The sequence below is a fragment of the Mesorhizobium sp. M1A.F.Ca.IN.020.03.2.1 genome (genome assembly GCF_004023205.1).
In the GTDB taxonomy this organism is placed as follows: domain Bacteria; phylum Pseudomonadota; class Alphaproteobacteria; order Rhizobiales; family Rhizobiaceae; genus Mesorhizobium.
Genome location: NZ_RZSV01000018.1, coordinates 32,086 through 45,753 on the forward strand (window position 1 = coordinate 32,086; position 13,668 = coordinate 45,753).

13 protein-coding genes are annotated in these 13,668 nt (G+C 63.1%); 5 read left to right on the plus strand and 8 right to left on the minus strand.

Annotation, left to right across the window (positions count from 1 at the left end; translation table 11 throughout):
• The first annotated feature begins 54 nt into the window (after positions 1 to 54).
• Entirely contained in the window at positions 55 to 312 is a 258-nt protein-coding gene (locus EOA79_RS05365; RefSeq protein ID WP_066998075.1) for a DUF1344 domain-containing protein, read from the plus strand.
• Positions 313 to 330: 18 nt separating this feature from the next.
• Here the strand turns inward: EOA79_RS05365 and EOA79_RS05370 are convergent, their stop codons facing one another.
• The 5 genes from EOA79_RS05370 to EOA79_RS05390 all read right to left on the minus strand — a co-directional run bounded on the left by EOA79_RS05370 (position 331) and on the right by EOA79_RS05390 (position 4,176).
• Positions 331 to 792 carry a hypothetical protein gene (locus EOA79_RS05370; protein ID WP_127335153.1) on the minus strand — a complete coding sequence of 154 codons (462 nt, stop codon included), beginning with the start codon at positions 790 to 792 and terminating at the stop codon, positions 331 to 333.
• Positions 793 to 1,119: 327 nt separating this feature from the next.
• The gene (locus tag EOA79_RS05375) at positions 1,120 to 1,707 is read right to left on the minus strand and encodes a histidine phosphatase family protein (RefSeq protein ID WP_095823815.1); all 588 of its coding nucleotides are present in this window, start codon (positions 1,705 to 1,707) and stop codon (positions 1,120 to 1,122) included.
• 52 nt (positions 1,708 to 1,759) lie between these two features.
• Positions 1,760 to 2,578: an enoyl-ACP reductase FabI gene (fabI, locus tag EOA79_RS05380; RefSeq protein WP_059186698.1), complete on the minus strand. Its 819-nt coding sequence runs from the start codon at positions 2,576 to 2,578 to the stop codon at positions 1,760 to 1,762.
• 107 nt (positions 2,579 to 2,685) lie between these two features.
• Entirely contained in the window at positions 2,686 to 3,612 is a 927-nt protein-coding gene (locus tag EOA79_RS05385) for a J domain-containing protein (protein ID WP_127335152.1), read from the minus strand.
• A 99-nt stretch (positions 3,613 to 3,711) separates the two neighbouring features.
• Positions 3,712 to 4,176 (minus strand): RT0821/Lpp0805 family surface protein, encoded by a 465-nt coding sequence (locus EOA79_RS05390; RefSeq protein WP_067327836.1) that lies wholly within the window; start codon positions 4,174 to 4,176, stop codon positions 3,712 to 3,714.
• A 40-nt stretch (positions 4,177 to 4,216) separates the two neighbouring features.
• Here EOA79_RS05390 and pdxH point away from each other — a divergent pair, with 40 nt between their 5' ends.
• Positions 4,217 to 4,834: a pyridoxamine 5'-phosphate oxidase gene (gene pdxH / locus EOA79_RS05395; RefSeq protein WP_095800897.1), complete on the plus strand. Its 618-nt coding sequence runs from the start codon at positions 4,217 to 4,219 to the stop codon at positions 4,832 to 4,834.
• 22 nt (positions 4,835 to 4,856) lie between these two features.
• On the opposite strand, the gene EOA79_RS05400 is transcribed toward pdxH, so the two are convergent.
• Together EOA79_RS05400 and EOA79_RS05405 are read right to left on the minus strand one after the other, a co-directional pair.
• Positions 4,857 to 5,609, minus strand: coding sequence for a crotonase/enoyl-CoA hydratase family protein (locus tag EOA79_RS05400; protein ID WP_128292930.1), 753 nt, complete (start codon positions 5,607 to 5,609; stop codon positions 4,857 to 4,859).
• A 27-nt stretch (positions 5,610 to 5,636) separates the two neighbouring features.
• Positions 5,637 to 7,403 carry an acyl-CoA dehydrogenase gene (locus tag EOA79_RS05405; RefSeq protein WP_095823817.1) on the minus strand — a complete coding sequence of 589 codons (1,767 nt, stop codon included), beginning with the start codon at positions 7,401 to 7,403 and terminating at the stop codon, positions 5,637 to 5,639.
• A gap of 250 nt (positions 7,404 to 7,653) precedes the next feature.
• On the opposite strand from EOA79_RS05405, the gene EOA79_RS05410 reads away from it, so the two are divergent.
• Positions 7,654 to 8,814 carry a glycoside hydrolase family 25 protein gene (locus tag EOA79_RS05410; RefSeq protein ID WP_067327832.1) on the plus strand — a complete coding sequence of 387 codons (1,161 nt, stop codon included), beginning with the start codon at positions 7,654 to 7,656 and terminating at the stop codon, positions 8,812 to 8,814.
• Between the two features lie 12 nt (positions 8,815 to 8,826).
• Here EOA79_RS05410 and EOA79_RS05415 read toward each other — a convergent pair whose 3' ends face one another.
• A complete protein-coding gene (locus EOA79_RS05415; protein ID WP_095823932.1) occupies positions 8,827 to 9,669 on the minus strand; it encodes an AraC family transcriptional regulator in 843 nt (280 codons plus the stop codon).
• Between the two features lie 251 nt (positions 9,670 to 9,920).
• On the opposite strand from EOA79_RS05415, the gene EOA79_RS05420 reads away from it, so the two are divergent.
• Both EOA79_RS05420 and EOA79_RS05425 read left to right on the plus strand, forming a co-directional pair.
• Positions 9,921 to 11,387, plus strand: coding sequence for an alpha-glucosidase/alpha-galactosidase (locus tag EOA79_RS05420; protein ID WP_095823818.1), 1,467 nt, complete (start codon positions 9,921 to 9,923; stop codon positions 11,385 to 11,387).
• Positions 11,388 to 11,496: 109 nt separating this feature from the next.
• The gene (locus EOA79_RS05425; RefSeq protein WP_095823819.1) at positions 11,497 to 13,581 is read left to right on the plus strand and encodes an ABC transporter substrate-binding protein; all 2,085 of its coding nucleotides are present in this window, start codon (positions 11,497 to 11,499) and stop codon (positions 13,579 to 13,581) included.
• The last annotated feature ends 87 nt before the right edge of the window (positions 13,582 to 13,668 follow it).

Here is a 13,668-nt window from a genome sequence, read left to right on the forward strand (position 1 = left end):
GCCGTTGAGGATCCGCCGTTGCTCATGCCGGCGCAATGACCAAAGAGGACGACGATGCGTACCCTGATTGGCGCCGCCTGCGCCATGTTGCTCATTTCCACCGCTGCCGCGTTCGCCGGCCAGACCGAAGGCTTGATCAAGAAGGTCGACAAGGACACGCTGACGCTGACGCTGGACGACGGAAAGTCCTACAAGCTCAACGCCGAAACCGATCTCGACGCGCTGAAGCCCGGCATGGATATCGTCCTCGCCTACGACGTGACCAATGGCGAGAATGTCGTGACCGATATGCAGCTGCCGGACAGCGACTAGAATTAGCTGGCAACCTAGTCAACCAAACAACGGCGCCGGTCGTCCGGCCGCCATCTTGGTGGCTTCATCCTTCGCGTTTGCGAGGATAGTCGACCCTGGGGCTATAGCGAACTGCTGACAAAATGCGTCGAGGCGATGCTGACCTTCGTTCAGCCGCCCCAAAGCGATTAGGATGAGGCCCCATGCCAGGTCAGTTTGCACGTAATTCTCCAATGAGAAACGTTTGAACTTCATCTTTGCCCGTTGCTCGAAGATGTGGGCGAAGTCACCCAATGCAGTGATCTTCGACCAATCCAGTCGAGCGGCTTTTACGGCAGCCAATGCAACCCGTTCGACATGATAGTCACGATCGTTGGCGTAGAAAGAACACCAGCCTGGAATCGAGCCTGACAGGTCAATGGGGTCGATACAGAGATTAAAGGCGGCCGACTTTGCCGTTCCTTTCCACGTGAGTTTTCCACGGCCGAAAATCGGGCACAAAGTCGACCGACACGCCCCAGCAAGCAGAAAAAGTCATTCCTTTCATCGTTTGAAACTTCAACAGATAGCGCATGTGGTCCTTTGGGTCGCTCACCCAGAACAAATCGCCCACTCGCTGAAAATCTGGTGCCAGAGTGTCTGCCAGCGCTCCTGCGACTATGTCGCCTAGGGCCTCCCGCGGCGAATTGGGCGACCTAGCTCAGGCCGTCGGCGAAATCTATCGATCAAACTGGAGAACATGCAGTCGTAACCGGCCCAATCGTAAGCTGAGCATGACAGGTAAGCATTGCCGACTGCTACGATCAATTCGTTGCCAGGTGTAGAGGCTTACAGCCACTCCAGGCTGCGGCCCTCGAGTCGGAGCATACGGTCCTGCGGCATGTCGAGGCTGGCGGCTTCCTGCTTGGAAATGCCGGTGACGAAGCGGAAGAAGCAGCGCATGACCCCGCCATGGGTGACGCAGACGGTCGGCTGGCGAAGCGCGTCGAACCAGGGTTTTATCCGCTCGAGCAGCATCTCGTAGCTTTCGGCGCCCTCGCCGGGCGGCTGGAAATCCCACTTCGCGGCGCGGCGGCTTTTGGTCGAACCCGGGACACGCTTTTCGAGTTCGGCAAAGGTGAAACCCTGCCAGTCGCCGAAGCTTAGCTCCACCAAGCGCGGATCGGTGCGATAGGCGAGCGGGTCGAGACCCATCGCCGCGCGCATCAGTTCCATCGTCTCGCGCGTGCGGCGCATCGGGCTGGCGACAAAATCGAAATCCGCGGCGTTTCCGATAAGGTCCGCCAACCGTCGGCCGTTTTGCGTCGCCTGCTCGCGGCCAAGTTCGTTGATATCGGTATCTGCCTGGCCTTGCAGCCGACCCTCGGCGTTCCACTGCGTCTGGCCGTGGCGCGCGATGTAGACGAGCGGATACATCAGGTCTCCGGAGGTCGGGCCAGGGCCTGGACGAATAGACAGGCGGAGAGAACTAGTCCTTGACGGTCGAGATGTCGGGCGCGTCGACCGCCTTCATGCCGACGACATGGTAGCCGGAATCGACGTGATGGACCTCGCCGGTCACGCCGCGCGACAGGTCCGACAGGAAGTAGACGCCGGAATCGCCGACTTCTTCCTGCGTCACCGTCTGCTTGAGCGGCGCGTTGTACTCGTTCCATTTGAGGATGTAGCGGAAGTCGCCGATGCCGGAGGCGGCAAGGGTCTTGATCGGGCCGGCCGAGATGGCGTTGACGCGGATCTTCTTGGCGCCGAGGTCGACGGCGAGATAGCGCACGCTGGCCTCGAGCGCCGCCTTGGCGACGCCCATGACGTTGTAGTGAGGCATAACCTTCTCGGCGCCGTAATAGGTCAGCGTCAGCAGCGAGCCGCCTTCGCTCATCAGCGGCTCGGCGCGCTTGGCGATGGTGGTGAAGGAAAACACCGAAATATCCATGGTGCGCAGGAAATTATCGCGCGTCGTCTCGACATAACGGCCGGTCAGCTCGTCCTTGTCCGAGAAGGCGATGGCATGGACGAGGAAGTCGAGCTTGCCCCAGTGCTTGGCGATGTCGGCAAAGACTGCGTCCAGGCTTTCCGGATCGGTCACGTCGCAATGGCCGGCGACATGCGCGTTGAGTTCCGCCGCCAGCGGCTCGACGCGCTTCTTGAACGCCTCGCCCTGATAGGTCAGCGCGATTTCGGCGCCGTGATCGACGCAAGCCTTGGCGATGCCGAAAGCGATCGACCGATTGTTTGCGACGCCAAGGATGAGGCCTCGCTTACCGGCCATCAGGCCCTGTCCACCCGCCATGTGCGCAATTCTCCGCAAGAATGTCTGCTTTGTGGAGCCCTATCGCACAGGCACAGGGCCCCTTCAAGCGTCGAAAACAGACTGGCTTGAGGAGAAAACCGCTTCGATCAGCCTTTCCGCTTGCGCATCAGGGCTTCGAGATCGGCGTCTCCACCCTCCGGCAGCATCAGCCGCACATGGGCGTAGAGATCGCCATGGCCACCTACTTTTTCCGGCAGGCCCCTGCCCTTCAGGCGCAACACCTTGTCCGAGCTCGACCATGCGGGAACGTTGACCGCGAGCTTGCCGGTCGGCGTCTCGACGGCCACCTTGGCGCCGAGCACCGCGTCGGCGAGTTCGATAGGCAGGTCGACATGCAGGTCGCGGCCCTCGATGCGATAGCGCGGATGGCGGCGAATGTGGATCTTGACCAGCGCGTCGCCCGGCTGGCCGGGCCCCTGCTCGCCCTGACCCTTCAGGCGGATGGTCTGGCCCTCCTCGACATAGGTGGGAAGCTTGACCGCCATCTTGCGGCCGTCAGGGAACATCGCCGTCACCTTCTCCGCGGTGGCGGCCTCTTCGACGGTGATGTCCAGCGTGACATTGAGGTCAGGCGCCTGGACCGGCTGGCGACGGTCGCCACGGCCTGGACCGCGCCCACCCGAAAAGGCCTCGCCGAAGATCTGGCTGAAGATGTCGCTGTTGCCGTCGAAAGGATCGCCGCCCGGACGACCGGTGCGGAATTCGAAATGCGCCCCGCCGGGGCGCTGCTGACGGCGGAATCCGGCAAACGGATCGCCACCGGCCGCGCCCTCGAAGCCCTGGAATCTCGGCTTGCCGTCGGCGTCGATCTCGCCGCGATCGTAAGCTGCGCGGCGCTTCTCGTCGCCGACGATCTCATAGGCCTGGTTGGCGGCCGCAAAACGCTCTTTCGCCTTCGGATCATTCGGATTCTGGTCCGGATGATGCTGCTTGGCGAGCTTGCGGTACGCCGATTTTATTTCCTTGGCCGAGGCGTTCTTGGCAACGCCCAGCACCTCATAGGGGTCGCGCATGCTTCCTGCCTGAAAGAGAGATTGGGTCCACAGTTGCCCTCTATATGCGCTCGCATAGGAAGAAATTCCAGTGGTGCAAGATGCCAATGGACACTGAAATTAGAGCGCCTTGAACTCCTGCATGCGCCAGCCTCCGGCGTCGGCAATGCACAGCTCGCCCTGATACATGGCGACGCCGTCGAAACTTTCCCGCGTCGCGTTGAAGCGGCGGCAGGTCAAGCCGCCATCCTTGAGTTCCACCAGCTCGGTGATCGAGCCGCGGGAGCCGGTGCCGGCATTGGCCCATGGCACCGCCTGGCCGCCGAGCTCCTGGATGTCGGCGGAAGACACCGCATTGCCGATCGTGGTCTGGTCCGAGTCGTTGTCGCTGCTTGCCGGCACGGCGGGCGCGGACGGCGCGCTGGAGGTGATGATCGAGCGGTCAACCTCCGCCTTCTCGAGGCTGAAGCCGCCGGCGCCACAGGCCGCGAGCGGAAGCGCCAATGTCAGCAACGCAGCCTTGGCGCTGGCCGAAGCAATAACGCTCCATTGCCCGCTGTCAAAAGCTTGCGCGATACGCGACAATCGGCGAACTCCTCCCGCAACGTTAAAAATTTGGAAAACTATGAACGAAAGCGAGTTAACAAGCGGTGACTTCGCCGAGGCTTTGGAGCCGTTCCGGCTGTTTGCCGAGTGGCTGGACGACGCCGTCAAGAGCGAGATCAACGACCCCAACGGCGTTGCGTTGGCAACCGTCGACGCCGACGGCATGCCGGATGTGCGGATGGTGCTGCTCAAGGGGTTCGACGAAAGGGGATTTGTCTTCTACACGAATTTCGAGAGCGCCAAGGGCCGCGAGATTCTTGGCAGCATGAAGGCGGCGATGTGCTTCCACTGGAAATCGCTGCGCCGCCAGGTGCGCGTGCGCGGGCCGGTGGAGATCGTCAGCGACGCCGAGGCCGACGCCTATTATGCGACGCGGCCGCGCGGCAGCCGCATCGGCGCCTGGGCCTCGAAACAGTCGCGGCCGCTGGAAAGCCGCTTCGCGCTGGAGAAGGCGGTGGCCGAATACACGGCGCGCTATGCGATTGGCGAAATCCCGCGGCCGAAACACTGGTCGGGCTTCCGCATCCTGCCGGAGACGATCGAGTTCTGGCACGACCGCCCGTTCCGGCTGCATGACCGCATCGTGTTCTCGAGAAACGACGGCGGCGGCTGGGACAAGACGCGGCTTTACCCCTGATGTCGCCGAGAGCGGAGATTTTTCAGCCTTTCTTGCGGGTCATGAAGGCGGACAACGCGGCGCGCGCCTCGTCGGACTTCAGCCGCTCGCGGAAATGCTCGCTCTCTAGCTTGATGTGGGCGACGAGTTCCTCGCGCGGCTCACGCATCAGATCGCGGGCAATCTTAAGCGCCTGCGGCGGCTTGGCGGCGATCTCGGCCGCCGCTGCCAGCACCGCGCCTTCCAGGGCGTCTTCCGCGACCACGTCGTAGATCAGGCCGGCGGCCTTGGCGCGCTCAGCCGAAAAGCCTTCGCCGAGACCGAGCAGCGCGAAGGCGCCCTGGCGGCCGAGGACCTGCGGCGCGAGCAGGCTCGAGCCGGCCTCCGGCACGAGGCCGAGGTCGACGAAGGGCGTGCGGAAGAGCGTTCGCGGCGTGGCGAAGGTCAGGTCGCAATGCAGATTGAGCGTGGTGCCGATGCCCACCGCTATGCCATCGACACCCGAGACCATCGGCTTCTCCGCCTTGGCCAGCGCCATCAGGAAATCCCACACCTCATTCCCCCCCTCGCCGCCGGTGGCGATCACCAGGAAGTCCGCAAGGTCGTTGCCGGAAGAAAAGGCACCGGGCACCCCGAGAAAGACATGGACGCGAACGGTCGGGTCGGCATCCCCTTCAGAAAGGGCGGCCGACATTTTCGCATACATGGCACGCGTCAGCGCGTTCTTCTTGTCCGGCCGATTCATGCGGATGATCTGCACGGCGCCCCAGCGCTCGATGAGGATATGGTCGGTCACGGTCGGTTCCTTCGGCTGACTGGCTGTTCAGGCGATCAGCGCCTTGCCGGCGGCGGCGAGGCTTTCGGCGCCGTCGATGACGCGCTCCTTGAGCGCGCGCGTCTCGCCTAGGAGGTTCTCGGCAAAGAAGCGGCAAAGCGCGACGCGGCCGCGGTCGGCTAGGCCGCCTTGCGCCAAATAAGCGCCGCCGGCGGCGAGCGAGATTAGGCGCAGATAGGGCGTGGCGCCGGCCATCGCGGCATCGGCCTTGCCGTCGGCCAACAGCCTTTGCAAGAAGCGCGTTGCCTCGTCGAGATCGGCAAGCGCGCGATCGAGATTGTCGGCGGTGCGGCCAAAACCTTCGATGTTGGAGGTGCGCACCGCATCGGCCATCGCTTTCAATTCGCCGATATAGCGATGCACGTGCGCGCCGCCGCCGAGCGGCAGTTTTCGCGAGACGAGGTCGATCGCCTGGATGCCGTTGGTGCCTTCATAGATCGGCGCGATGCGGGCGTCGCGATAGAGCGCCGCCGCGCCCGTCTCCTCGATGAAGCCCATGCCGCCATGCACCTGGATCCCCAGCGAAGCGACCTCGACGCCGACATCGGTCGAAAAGGCTTTTGCCAGCGGCGTCAAGAGATTGGCGCGGTCGCGCCAGTTGGCGGCGGCCTCGCCCTCGGCGACACGGGCACGGTCGATGGCGTGCGCGCAGGAATAGGCGATAGCACGCGCGATCTGCGTCAGCGCCTGCATTGTGAGAAGATTGCGCTGCACGTCCGGGTGATGGGCGATCGGCGCCATGCCGGACCCTGAATAATCAGATGCCTTGCCCTGCCGGCGCTCATTGGCATAGGCGATCGCCTTCTGCGTGGCAGTTTCGGCCACTGCAACGCCCTGCATGCCCACCGCGAGACGAGCGTTGTTCATCATCGTGAACATGCAGGCCAACCCCTTGTTCTCCTCGCCGACCAGCCAGCCGATGGCGCCGGGCGTCATGCCCGCAAAACCGTCGCCATAGATCATGGTGCAGGTCGGCGAAGCGTGGATGCCGAACTTGTGCTCGAGGCTGGAACAGAAGACGTCGTTGCGGGCGCTGAGCGAGCCATCGTCATCGACCAGGAACTTCGGCACCAGGAAGAGCGAGATGCCGCGCGTGCCGGCGGGCGCGTCGGGCAGCCTAGCCAGCACCAGATGCACGATGTTGTCGGTGAAATCGTGCTCGCCATAGGTGATGAACATCTTCTGGCCGAAGATGCGGTAGGTGCCGTCGCCGGCAGGCTCGGCACGGGTGCGCAGAGCGCCGAGGTCCGAGCCCGCCTGCGGCTCGGTCAGGTTCATCGTGCCCATCCACTCGCCCGAGACGAGCTTGGCGAGGTATTTGGCCTTGAGCGCCTCGGAGGCGTGCTTGTCGAGCGCCTCGACCGCGCCCATGGTGAGTGTCGGGCCGATGCCGAAGGCCATGGCGCCGGAGTTCCACATTTCGAGCGCGGCGACGGCTAGCATGGTCGGCAAGCCCTGGCCGCCATATTCGGCCGGCCCGGACAGCGCGTTCCAGCCGCCTTCGATCCAGCGCCGGTAAAGCTCCTTCCAGCCGGGCGGTGTGGTGACGGAAGCGCCCTTCAACACCGCGCCATGCTCGTCGCCGATCTTGTAGAGCGGCGCAACCTCCTCGCTGGCGAAGCGCCCGGCCTCGGCCAGGATCGCGTCGACAAGGTCCTCGCCCAGATCGCCGAAGGTGCCGGCATCCAGCGCCGGCTTCAGGCCGGCCACCTGCTTCAGCGTGAAGGCGATGTCCTCGACCGGTGCGCGATACATTGTGCCTACTTCTCCTCCAGTGCGCCCAACCGTAGTCGCGTAGCCGAAGCGAGGCCATCCATACTTGGGGTTGGCCTGCGTCCTTCTTTTTACGTAAACGTCAAACACGCGGATTTTGCAAGCGTAGACTTCGTCGTCCACGGCCGGAGAGGTTCAGTCGCTGTTCCGGCGCTGAACACCTCGCGGTTTGACAGCACTTCCTTAACCATAGCGGTTCAGGATCGTCCTCTGGTCAGTGGGGACACCCTGATTGAAAAAGCCGGCGCGCCCTCTTCGCCGCCTGGCGCTTCTCGCGGCTGCGGTTGCGCTGGGCACGGCGGCAAAGGCCTCGGATTTCTCCGAGCCGTGGAAGAATGCCGACCGCGCGCTGGTGATCGACGCCTACGAATACAACTCCATCGATTGGGCTGAGCTTGCCACCGACAAGCGCATTGTCGGCTTCATCAACAAGGCGTCCGACGGGCTGCCGCCGCCCTATTTCTGCTTCGGCGACGAGACCGAGGTGAAGCTCTGCAAGGCGCTGTGGAAGCGCCATGCGGTGACGCGCGAGCTTTTCCAGACACGCAAGGTGGTGGCGAAGGCGCTCGGCCTGAAGTGGGGCGCCTATCACCTCGCCCGCCCCGGCAATCCGGTCGAGCAAGCCAACAATTTCATCGATTTCGCCGAGCCGGCGCCGGACGATCTCATTGCCCTCGACATCGAGGGCATCGACCCCACGCAATGGATGTCGCTCGAGGATGCGGAAGAATTCGTGCGCCAGGTGCATCGCCGCCTCGGCCGCTTCCCGGTGCTCTACTCGAACGGCAAGACCGCCCAGTACATCGCCGACAACCGTTACACCTACCGGCTGTTGTCGCGGTTGCCGCTCTGGTATGCGCGCTACAAGCCGGACATCGACGTGCATTTCCCGATGGGCAACTGGCAGGGTTACGCGCTCTGGCAGTTCGCGGCAAAGGCGAATTGCGGCCGCTTCAGCTGCCCCTATCGCGTGCCGGGCACGCCCAACGACATCGACGTCAGCGTCGCGCCGATGAAAGCCGATGCGTTGCGCCAGCAATGGGCCTTTGGCGGCTTGATCGACGTGCCGGCGGATTACCTCGCCTCGATCCCGGTGCCGATCCCGCGCGAAGCGGGCCTCGCCGGCAAGGTCACCATCACCTATGCCGATGTGGCGACGCCGCCGACCATCGAGGAAATGGTCGCGGTGCTCGGCGCGCGCTGGGAGAAATTCCGCGACGGATTCCGAATGCCGGTGGTCAAGACCGTGCCGCAGCGCCCGAGCTTCGGCATCGTGCAATATGTCGCCTGGAAACGAGCCGGACAGCGCACGCCCGAACAGCTCGACGCCGCTTTCGCGGCCGCCGATCCGGTCAGCACTGCATCGACGACGCTCGACCACCGCAGGCAGTAGTCAACGGCAGCGTCAACGATGATTGCCCAGGCTGGCATACATGCCGGTGGTGCGGAACTGTGTGGGCGTGATGCCGTAGCAGCGGCGAAACACCTTGGAAAAATAGTTGGGGTCGTCGAAACCGCACAGAACAGCGACTTCCTTTACCGGCAGGAAATCGGCCTTGGTCAGCAACTTGGCGGCGCGCTGCAGCCGCTGCTGCAGGACGAATTCGGCCGGCGGCAATCCTTCGCTCTCGGCGAAGCAGCGCGAGAAATGGGCGCGGCTGAGGCCGCTGATTTCGACCAGCTCCGCCACCGGCAGCGGCTTGTCGAGATTGGCGTTGATGTGATCGATGACCGGCTGCATGGCGCTCTGCTTCTCGGCGAAGGCGTGCGAGCCGAAGACATCGTCGTAAAGCGCCATCGCCGCCTCATAGGCGATCGCCGAGGCCGCGCCCGGCGAGGCGGCGCCCTTGATCAGGCGCAGGCTGCAATCGGCAAGGTGATCGATGGTCGCCGGCTGCAGCCGGAACACGGGACCTGAGACGCTGAGGATCGACTTGTGGACGCGGAGCGCCTCCTCGCCGTTCATCGAGATCCAGAAATATTCCCAGCGGTCGCCCTTGGCCAGCCAGTAGCGATGGTTGTGCGGCACCAGCACCAGCAGCGTATCGCTCGCCTGCAGGCGGTAACTGCGGCTTTCATAGCGCAATTGCCCGGTGCCGCTGATCGTATGCTGGAGCACGGTAAACGGGGTCTGGCCGCGCTTTCGCCCGTCCCAGTCGTAAGTCTCGTCCTCGCGCACCTCGTAGCCGGTGCTGGTCGGCATGGCGTGCAGGCGCTGGCGCCCGCGCGGCAGCGAGATCGTGCGCATTAGCTTTCCATTGGCGATCAGATCCTGCAGCACAAAATTACCCTCGAAAGCATAATCCTTCTCTGGCCGCGCCGGCGAATAAGCGCATAATCCGGCTCACTCAAGAACGGGAAAGACCCGCGGTCGAGGAGCGGGCGGGAGGAGAAAGAGCTGGATTTCCGGCTCCACGTGGCGAGCGCGCCTGCCGGCGCGCGGCCATATCCTCCCTTGCTGCTCCTTGCCTAACATTCGATTGGATCGAGGTGAAGGTGATGAGCTTCAAAATCGCTATTATTGGCGCCGGCAGCGTCGGCTTCACCAAGAAGCTGTTCACCGACATTCTCTGCGTGCCCGAATTCAAGGACATCGAATTCGCGCTGACCGACATCAGCGAGCACAATCTCGGGATGATCCAGGCGATCCTCGATCGGATCGTGGAAGCAAACGGGCTGCCGACCAAAGTGACGGCGACGACCGACCGCCGCAAGGCGCTGGAAGGCGCGCGCTACATCATCAGCTGCGTGCGCGTCGGCGGTCTCGAAGCCTATGCCGACGACATCCGCATCCCGCTGAAATACGGCATCGACCAATGCGTCGGCGACACGATCTGCGCCGGCGGCATCCTTTACGGCCAGCGCAACATCCCGGTGATCCTCGACTTCTGCAAGGATATCCGCGAGGTCGCCGAGACCGACGCCAAATTCCTGAACTACGCCAACCCGATGGCGATGAACACCTGGGCCGCGATCGAATACGGCAAGGTCGACACGGTCGGGCTCTGCCACGGCGTGCAGCACGGCGCCGAACAGATCGCCGAGGTGCTCGGCGCGAAGTCGCCCAGCGAGCTCGACTATGTCTGCTCCGGCATCAATCACCAGACCTGGTTCATCGAGCTCAGGTTGAACGGCCGCGCGATCGGCAAGGAAGAGCTGGTCGCCGCCTTCGAAGCGCATCCGGTCTATTCGAAGCAGGAGAAGCTGCGCATCGACGTGCTGAAGCGCTTCGGCGTCTATTCGACCGAAAGCAATGGGCATCTGTCCGAATACCTGCCCTGGTACCGCAAGCGCCCCGACGAGATCACACGCTGGATCGACATGTCGGACTGGATCCATGGCGAGACCGGCGGCTATCTCCGCTACTCGACCGAGACCCGCAATTGGTTCGAGACCGAGTATCCGCAGTTCCTCGAAGCGGCGTCGAAGCCGATCGACCCGGCCAAACGCTCCAACGAGCATGCCAGCCACATTCTCGAGGCGCTGGAAACAAACCGCGTCTACCGTGGCCATTTCAACGTCAAGAACAACGGCGTGATCACCAACCTGCCACAGGACGCCATCATCGAGTCACCCGGCTTCGTCGATCGCTTCGGCATCAACATGGCCGCCAGCATCACGCTGCCCGAGGCATGCGCCGCCACCTGCATGTCATCGATCAACGTCCAGCGCATGTCGGTGCATGCTGCGATCGCCGGCGACATCGATCTTTTGAAGCTCGCCATGCTGCACGATCCGCTGGTCGGCGCGGTGTCGACGCCGGAGGAAGTCTGGCAGATGGTGGACGAGATGGTCGTCGCCCAAGCCGCCTGGCTGCCGCAATATGCGGACGCCGTGCCGGCGGCAAAGGAGCGACTTGCGAAGTCGAAGGTCAAGACCCGCGAATGGGCGGGCGCGGCGCGGCGGAACGTCCGCTCGATCGAGGAACTGCGCGCCGAAAAGGCGGCACTGAAACAGGCCGGCTGAGATTTCCGGCAGGCGGACCTGCTGGAGGCCAGACCGCCGAAAACGGCCTCCAAAATAAAGATCAAGCGGCGGGCAAGCAGCAGACGTTCAAAACATCTGGGAGGAGACAATGAGGAACTTACACAGAATTGGCATTGCCGCCGGACTGGCGCTCGGCGTTTCTATTCCGGCGCTCACCGCTTTCGCTTCCGAACCGACGATCCCGCCCGAGCCGGCGACATTCCCGGCCGAGGGCAAGATTCATTATGTGGCGCGCGACTCCATCCTGGAGTTCAAGGCGCTGCCCGACTACCACGAGCCGGACTGGGTGACGCAGAAATACGTCAAGACCGGCAAGCTGCCGCCGCTCAAGGACAGGCTGCCCAAGGAACCGCTGGTCTTCAAGACCGCCAACATGCCGGACGGCATCGGCGTCTATGGTGACACGATGCGCCATGTCATCGGCGGCAGGCCGGAAGGCTGGAACTACGGTGCCGGCCAGACGCAAGGCTGGGGCGGCATCGACATCGCGCTTTCCGAATGCCTGACACGCACCGCGCCGCTGTTCCAGGTCGATGCCAAGGACACCGAGCCGCTGCCGAACCTTGCCAAGAGCTGGGAGTGGTCGAAAGACGGCCACAAGCTCACCATGCATCTCGTCGAAGGCGCCAAATGGTCGGACGGCGTGCCCTTCAACGCCGACGACGTCATGTTCTACTGGGACGACGAGGTCGTCGACCCCAACGTGTCGCCGCTCAACGGGGCGACGCCGGAAACCTTCGGCGTCGGCACGATGCTCAAGAAGATCGACGACTACACCGTCGAATGGACGTTCAAGGAAGCGTTTCCGAGGCAATATCTCTATGCGATGGCCTACGGCACCTTCTGCCCCGGCCCGGCGCACATTTTGAAGCCGCAGCATCCGAAATATTCGAAGAACACCTACGACCAGTTCAAGAACGCCTTCCCGCCGGAATACATGAACATGCCGGTGATGGGCGCCTGGGTGCCGGTCGAATACCGCCCGGACGACATCATCGTCATGCGGCGCAATCCTTACTACTGGAAGGTCGACGAGAAGGGGAACCAACTGCCTTATCTCAACGAGCTGCAATACAAGCTCTCGACCTGGGCAGATCGCGACGTCCAGGCCGTCGCAGGCTCGGGCGACTTCTCCAATCTCGAGCAGCCCGAGAACTTCGTCGCCTCGCTGAAGCGCGCGGCTGACAAGAACGCGCCGGCACGGCTTGCCTTCGGTCCGCGGCTCATCGGCTACAATCTGCGTATGAATTTTTCCGCCAATGGCTGGGGCAACCCGGACGAGCGAGGCCAAGCGATCCGCGAATTGAACCGCAACGAGGATTTCCGCAAGGCCGTGACCATGGCGATCGACCGCAAGGCGCTCGGCGACTCGCTGGTCAAGGGACCGTTCACCGCCATCTATCCCGGCGGCTTCTCCTCCGGCACCAGCTTCTATGACCGCAAGTCGACGGTTTATTACCCGTTCGATCTCCAAGGGGCCAAGGCCGAGCTCGCCAAGGCCGGTCTCAAGGATACCGACGGCGACGGCTTCGTGAACTTCCCGGCGGGCACCGCCGGCGGCAAGAACGTCGAGATCGTGATGCTGGTCAACAATGACTACACCACCGACAAAAGCCTTGCCGAGGGCGTCGTGGCGCAGATGGAGAAGCTTGGGCTGAGGGTCGTGCTCAACGGGGTCAACGGCACGCAGCGCGACGCGATCCAGTATTCCGGCCGCTTCGACTGGCTGATCCGGCGCAATGACCAGGAGCTCACCTCCGTTGTGCAGAACACGGAGCAACTCGCTCCGGTCGGTCCCAAGACCAGTTGGAACCATCGCGCGCCTGAAAGCGGCGAAGTCGATCTGATGCCGTTCGAGAAGGACCTCGTCGACATCGTGAACAAGTTCGTCACGACGCAGGACAACGACCAGCGCGCCGACCTGATGAAGAAGTTCCAAAAGATCTCGACCGAGCACGTCTACAATGTCGGGCTAACCGAATATCCCGGCGCGCTGATCGTCAACAAGCGCTTCTCCAACATCCCGCAGGGAACGCCGATCTTCATGTTCAACTGGGCCGAGGATTCGATCATTCGCGAACGCGTCTTCGTCGCAGCCGACAAACAGGCGAAATATGAGCTCTTCCCCGACGAGCTTCCCGGCAAGCCCGGAGACAAGGGGCCGATGAACTAGTTAACCTCCCTGACGAAGAGAACTCCGGTCGCGCCAGCTGGCGCGACCGGAGTTCTCTTCGTCAGGGAGGTTAACTAGTTCATCGGC

What these genes read in the sequence shown, in the direction of transcription:
- EOA79_RS05375 (WP_095823815.1), bottom strand. Translation starts at nt 1,707, where the DNA reads ATGTATCCGCTCGTCTACATCGCGCGCCACGGCCAGACGCAGTGGAAC.
- EOA79_RS05365 (WP_066998075.1), top strand. Translation starts at nt 55, where the DNA reads ATGCGTACCCTGATTGGCGCCGCCTGCGCCATGTTGCTCATTTCCACC.
- fabI (WP_059186698.1), bottom strand. Translation starts at nt 2,578, where the DNA reads ATGGCGGGTGGACAGGGCCTGATGGCCGGTAAGCGAGGCCTCATCCTT.
- EOA79_RS05385 (WP_127335152.1), bottom strand. Translation starts at nt 3,612, where the DNA reads ATGCGCGACCCCTATGAGGTGCTGGGCGTTGCCAAGAACGCCTCGGCC.
- EOA79_RS05420 (WP_095823818.1), top strand. Translation starts at nt 9,921, where the DNA reads ATGAGCTTCAAAATCGCTATTATTGGCGCCGGCAGCGTCGGCTTCACC.
- pdxH (WP_095800897.1), top strand. Translation starts at nt 4,217, where the DNA reads ATGAACGAAAGCGAGTTAACAAGCGGTGACTTCGCCGAGGCTTTGGAG.
- EOA79_RS05425 (WP_095823819.1), top strand. Translation starts at nt 11,497, where the DNA reads ATGAGGAACTTACACAGAATTGGCATTGCCGCCGGACTGGCGCTCGGC.
- EOA79_RS05415 (WP_095823932.1), bottom strand. Translation starts at nt 9,669, where the DNA reads ATGCGCACGATCTCGCTGCCGCGCGGGCGCCAGCGCCTGCACGCCATG.
- EOA79_RS05405 (WP_095823817.1), bottom strand. Translation starts at nt 7,403, where the DNA reads ATGTATCGCGCACCGGTCGAGGACATCGCCTTCACGCTGAAGCAGGTG.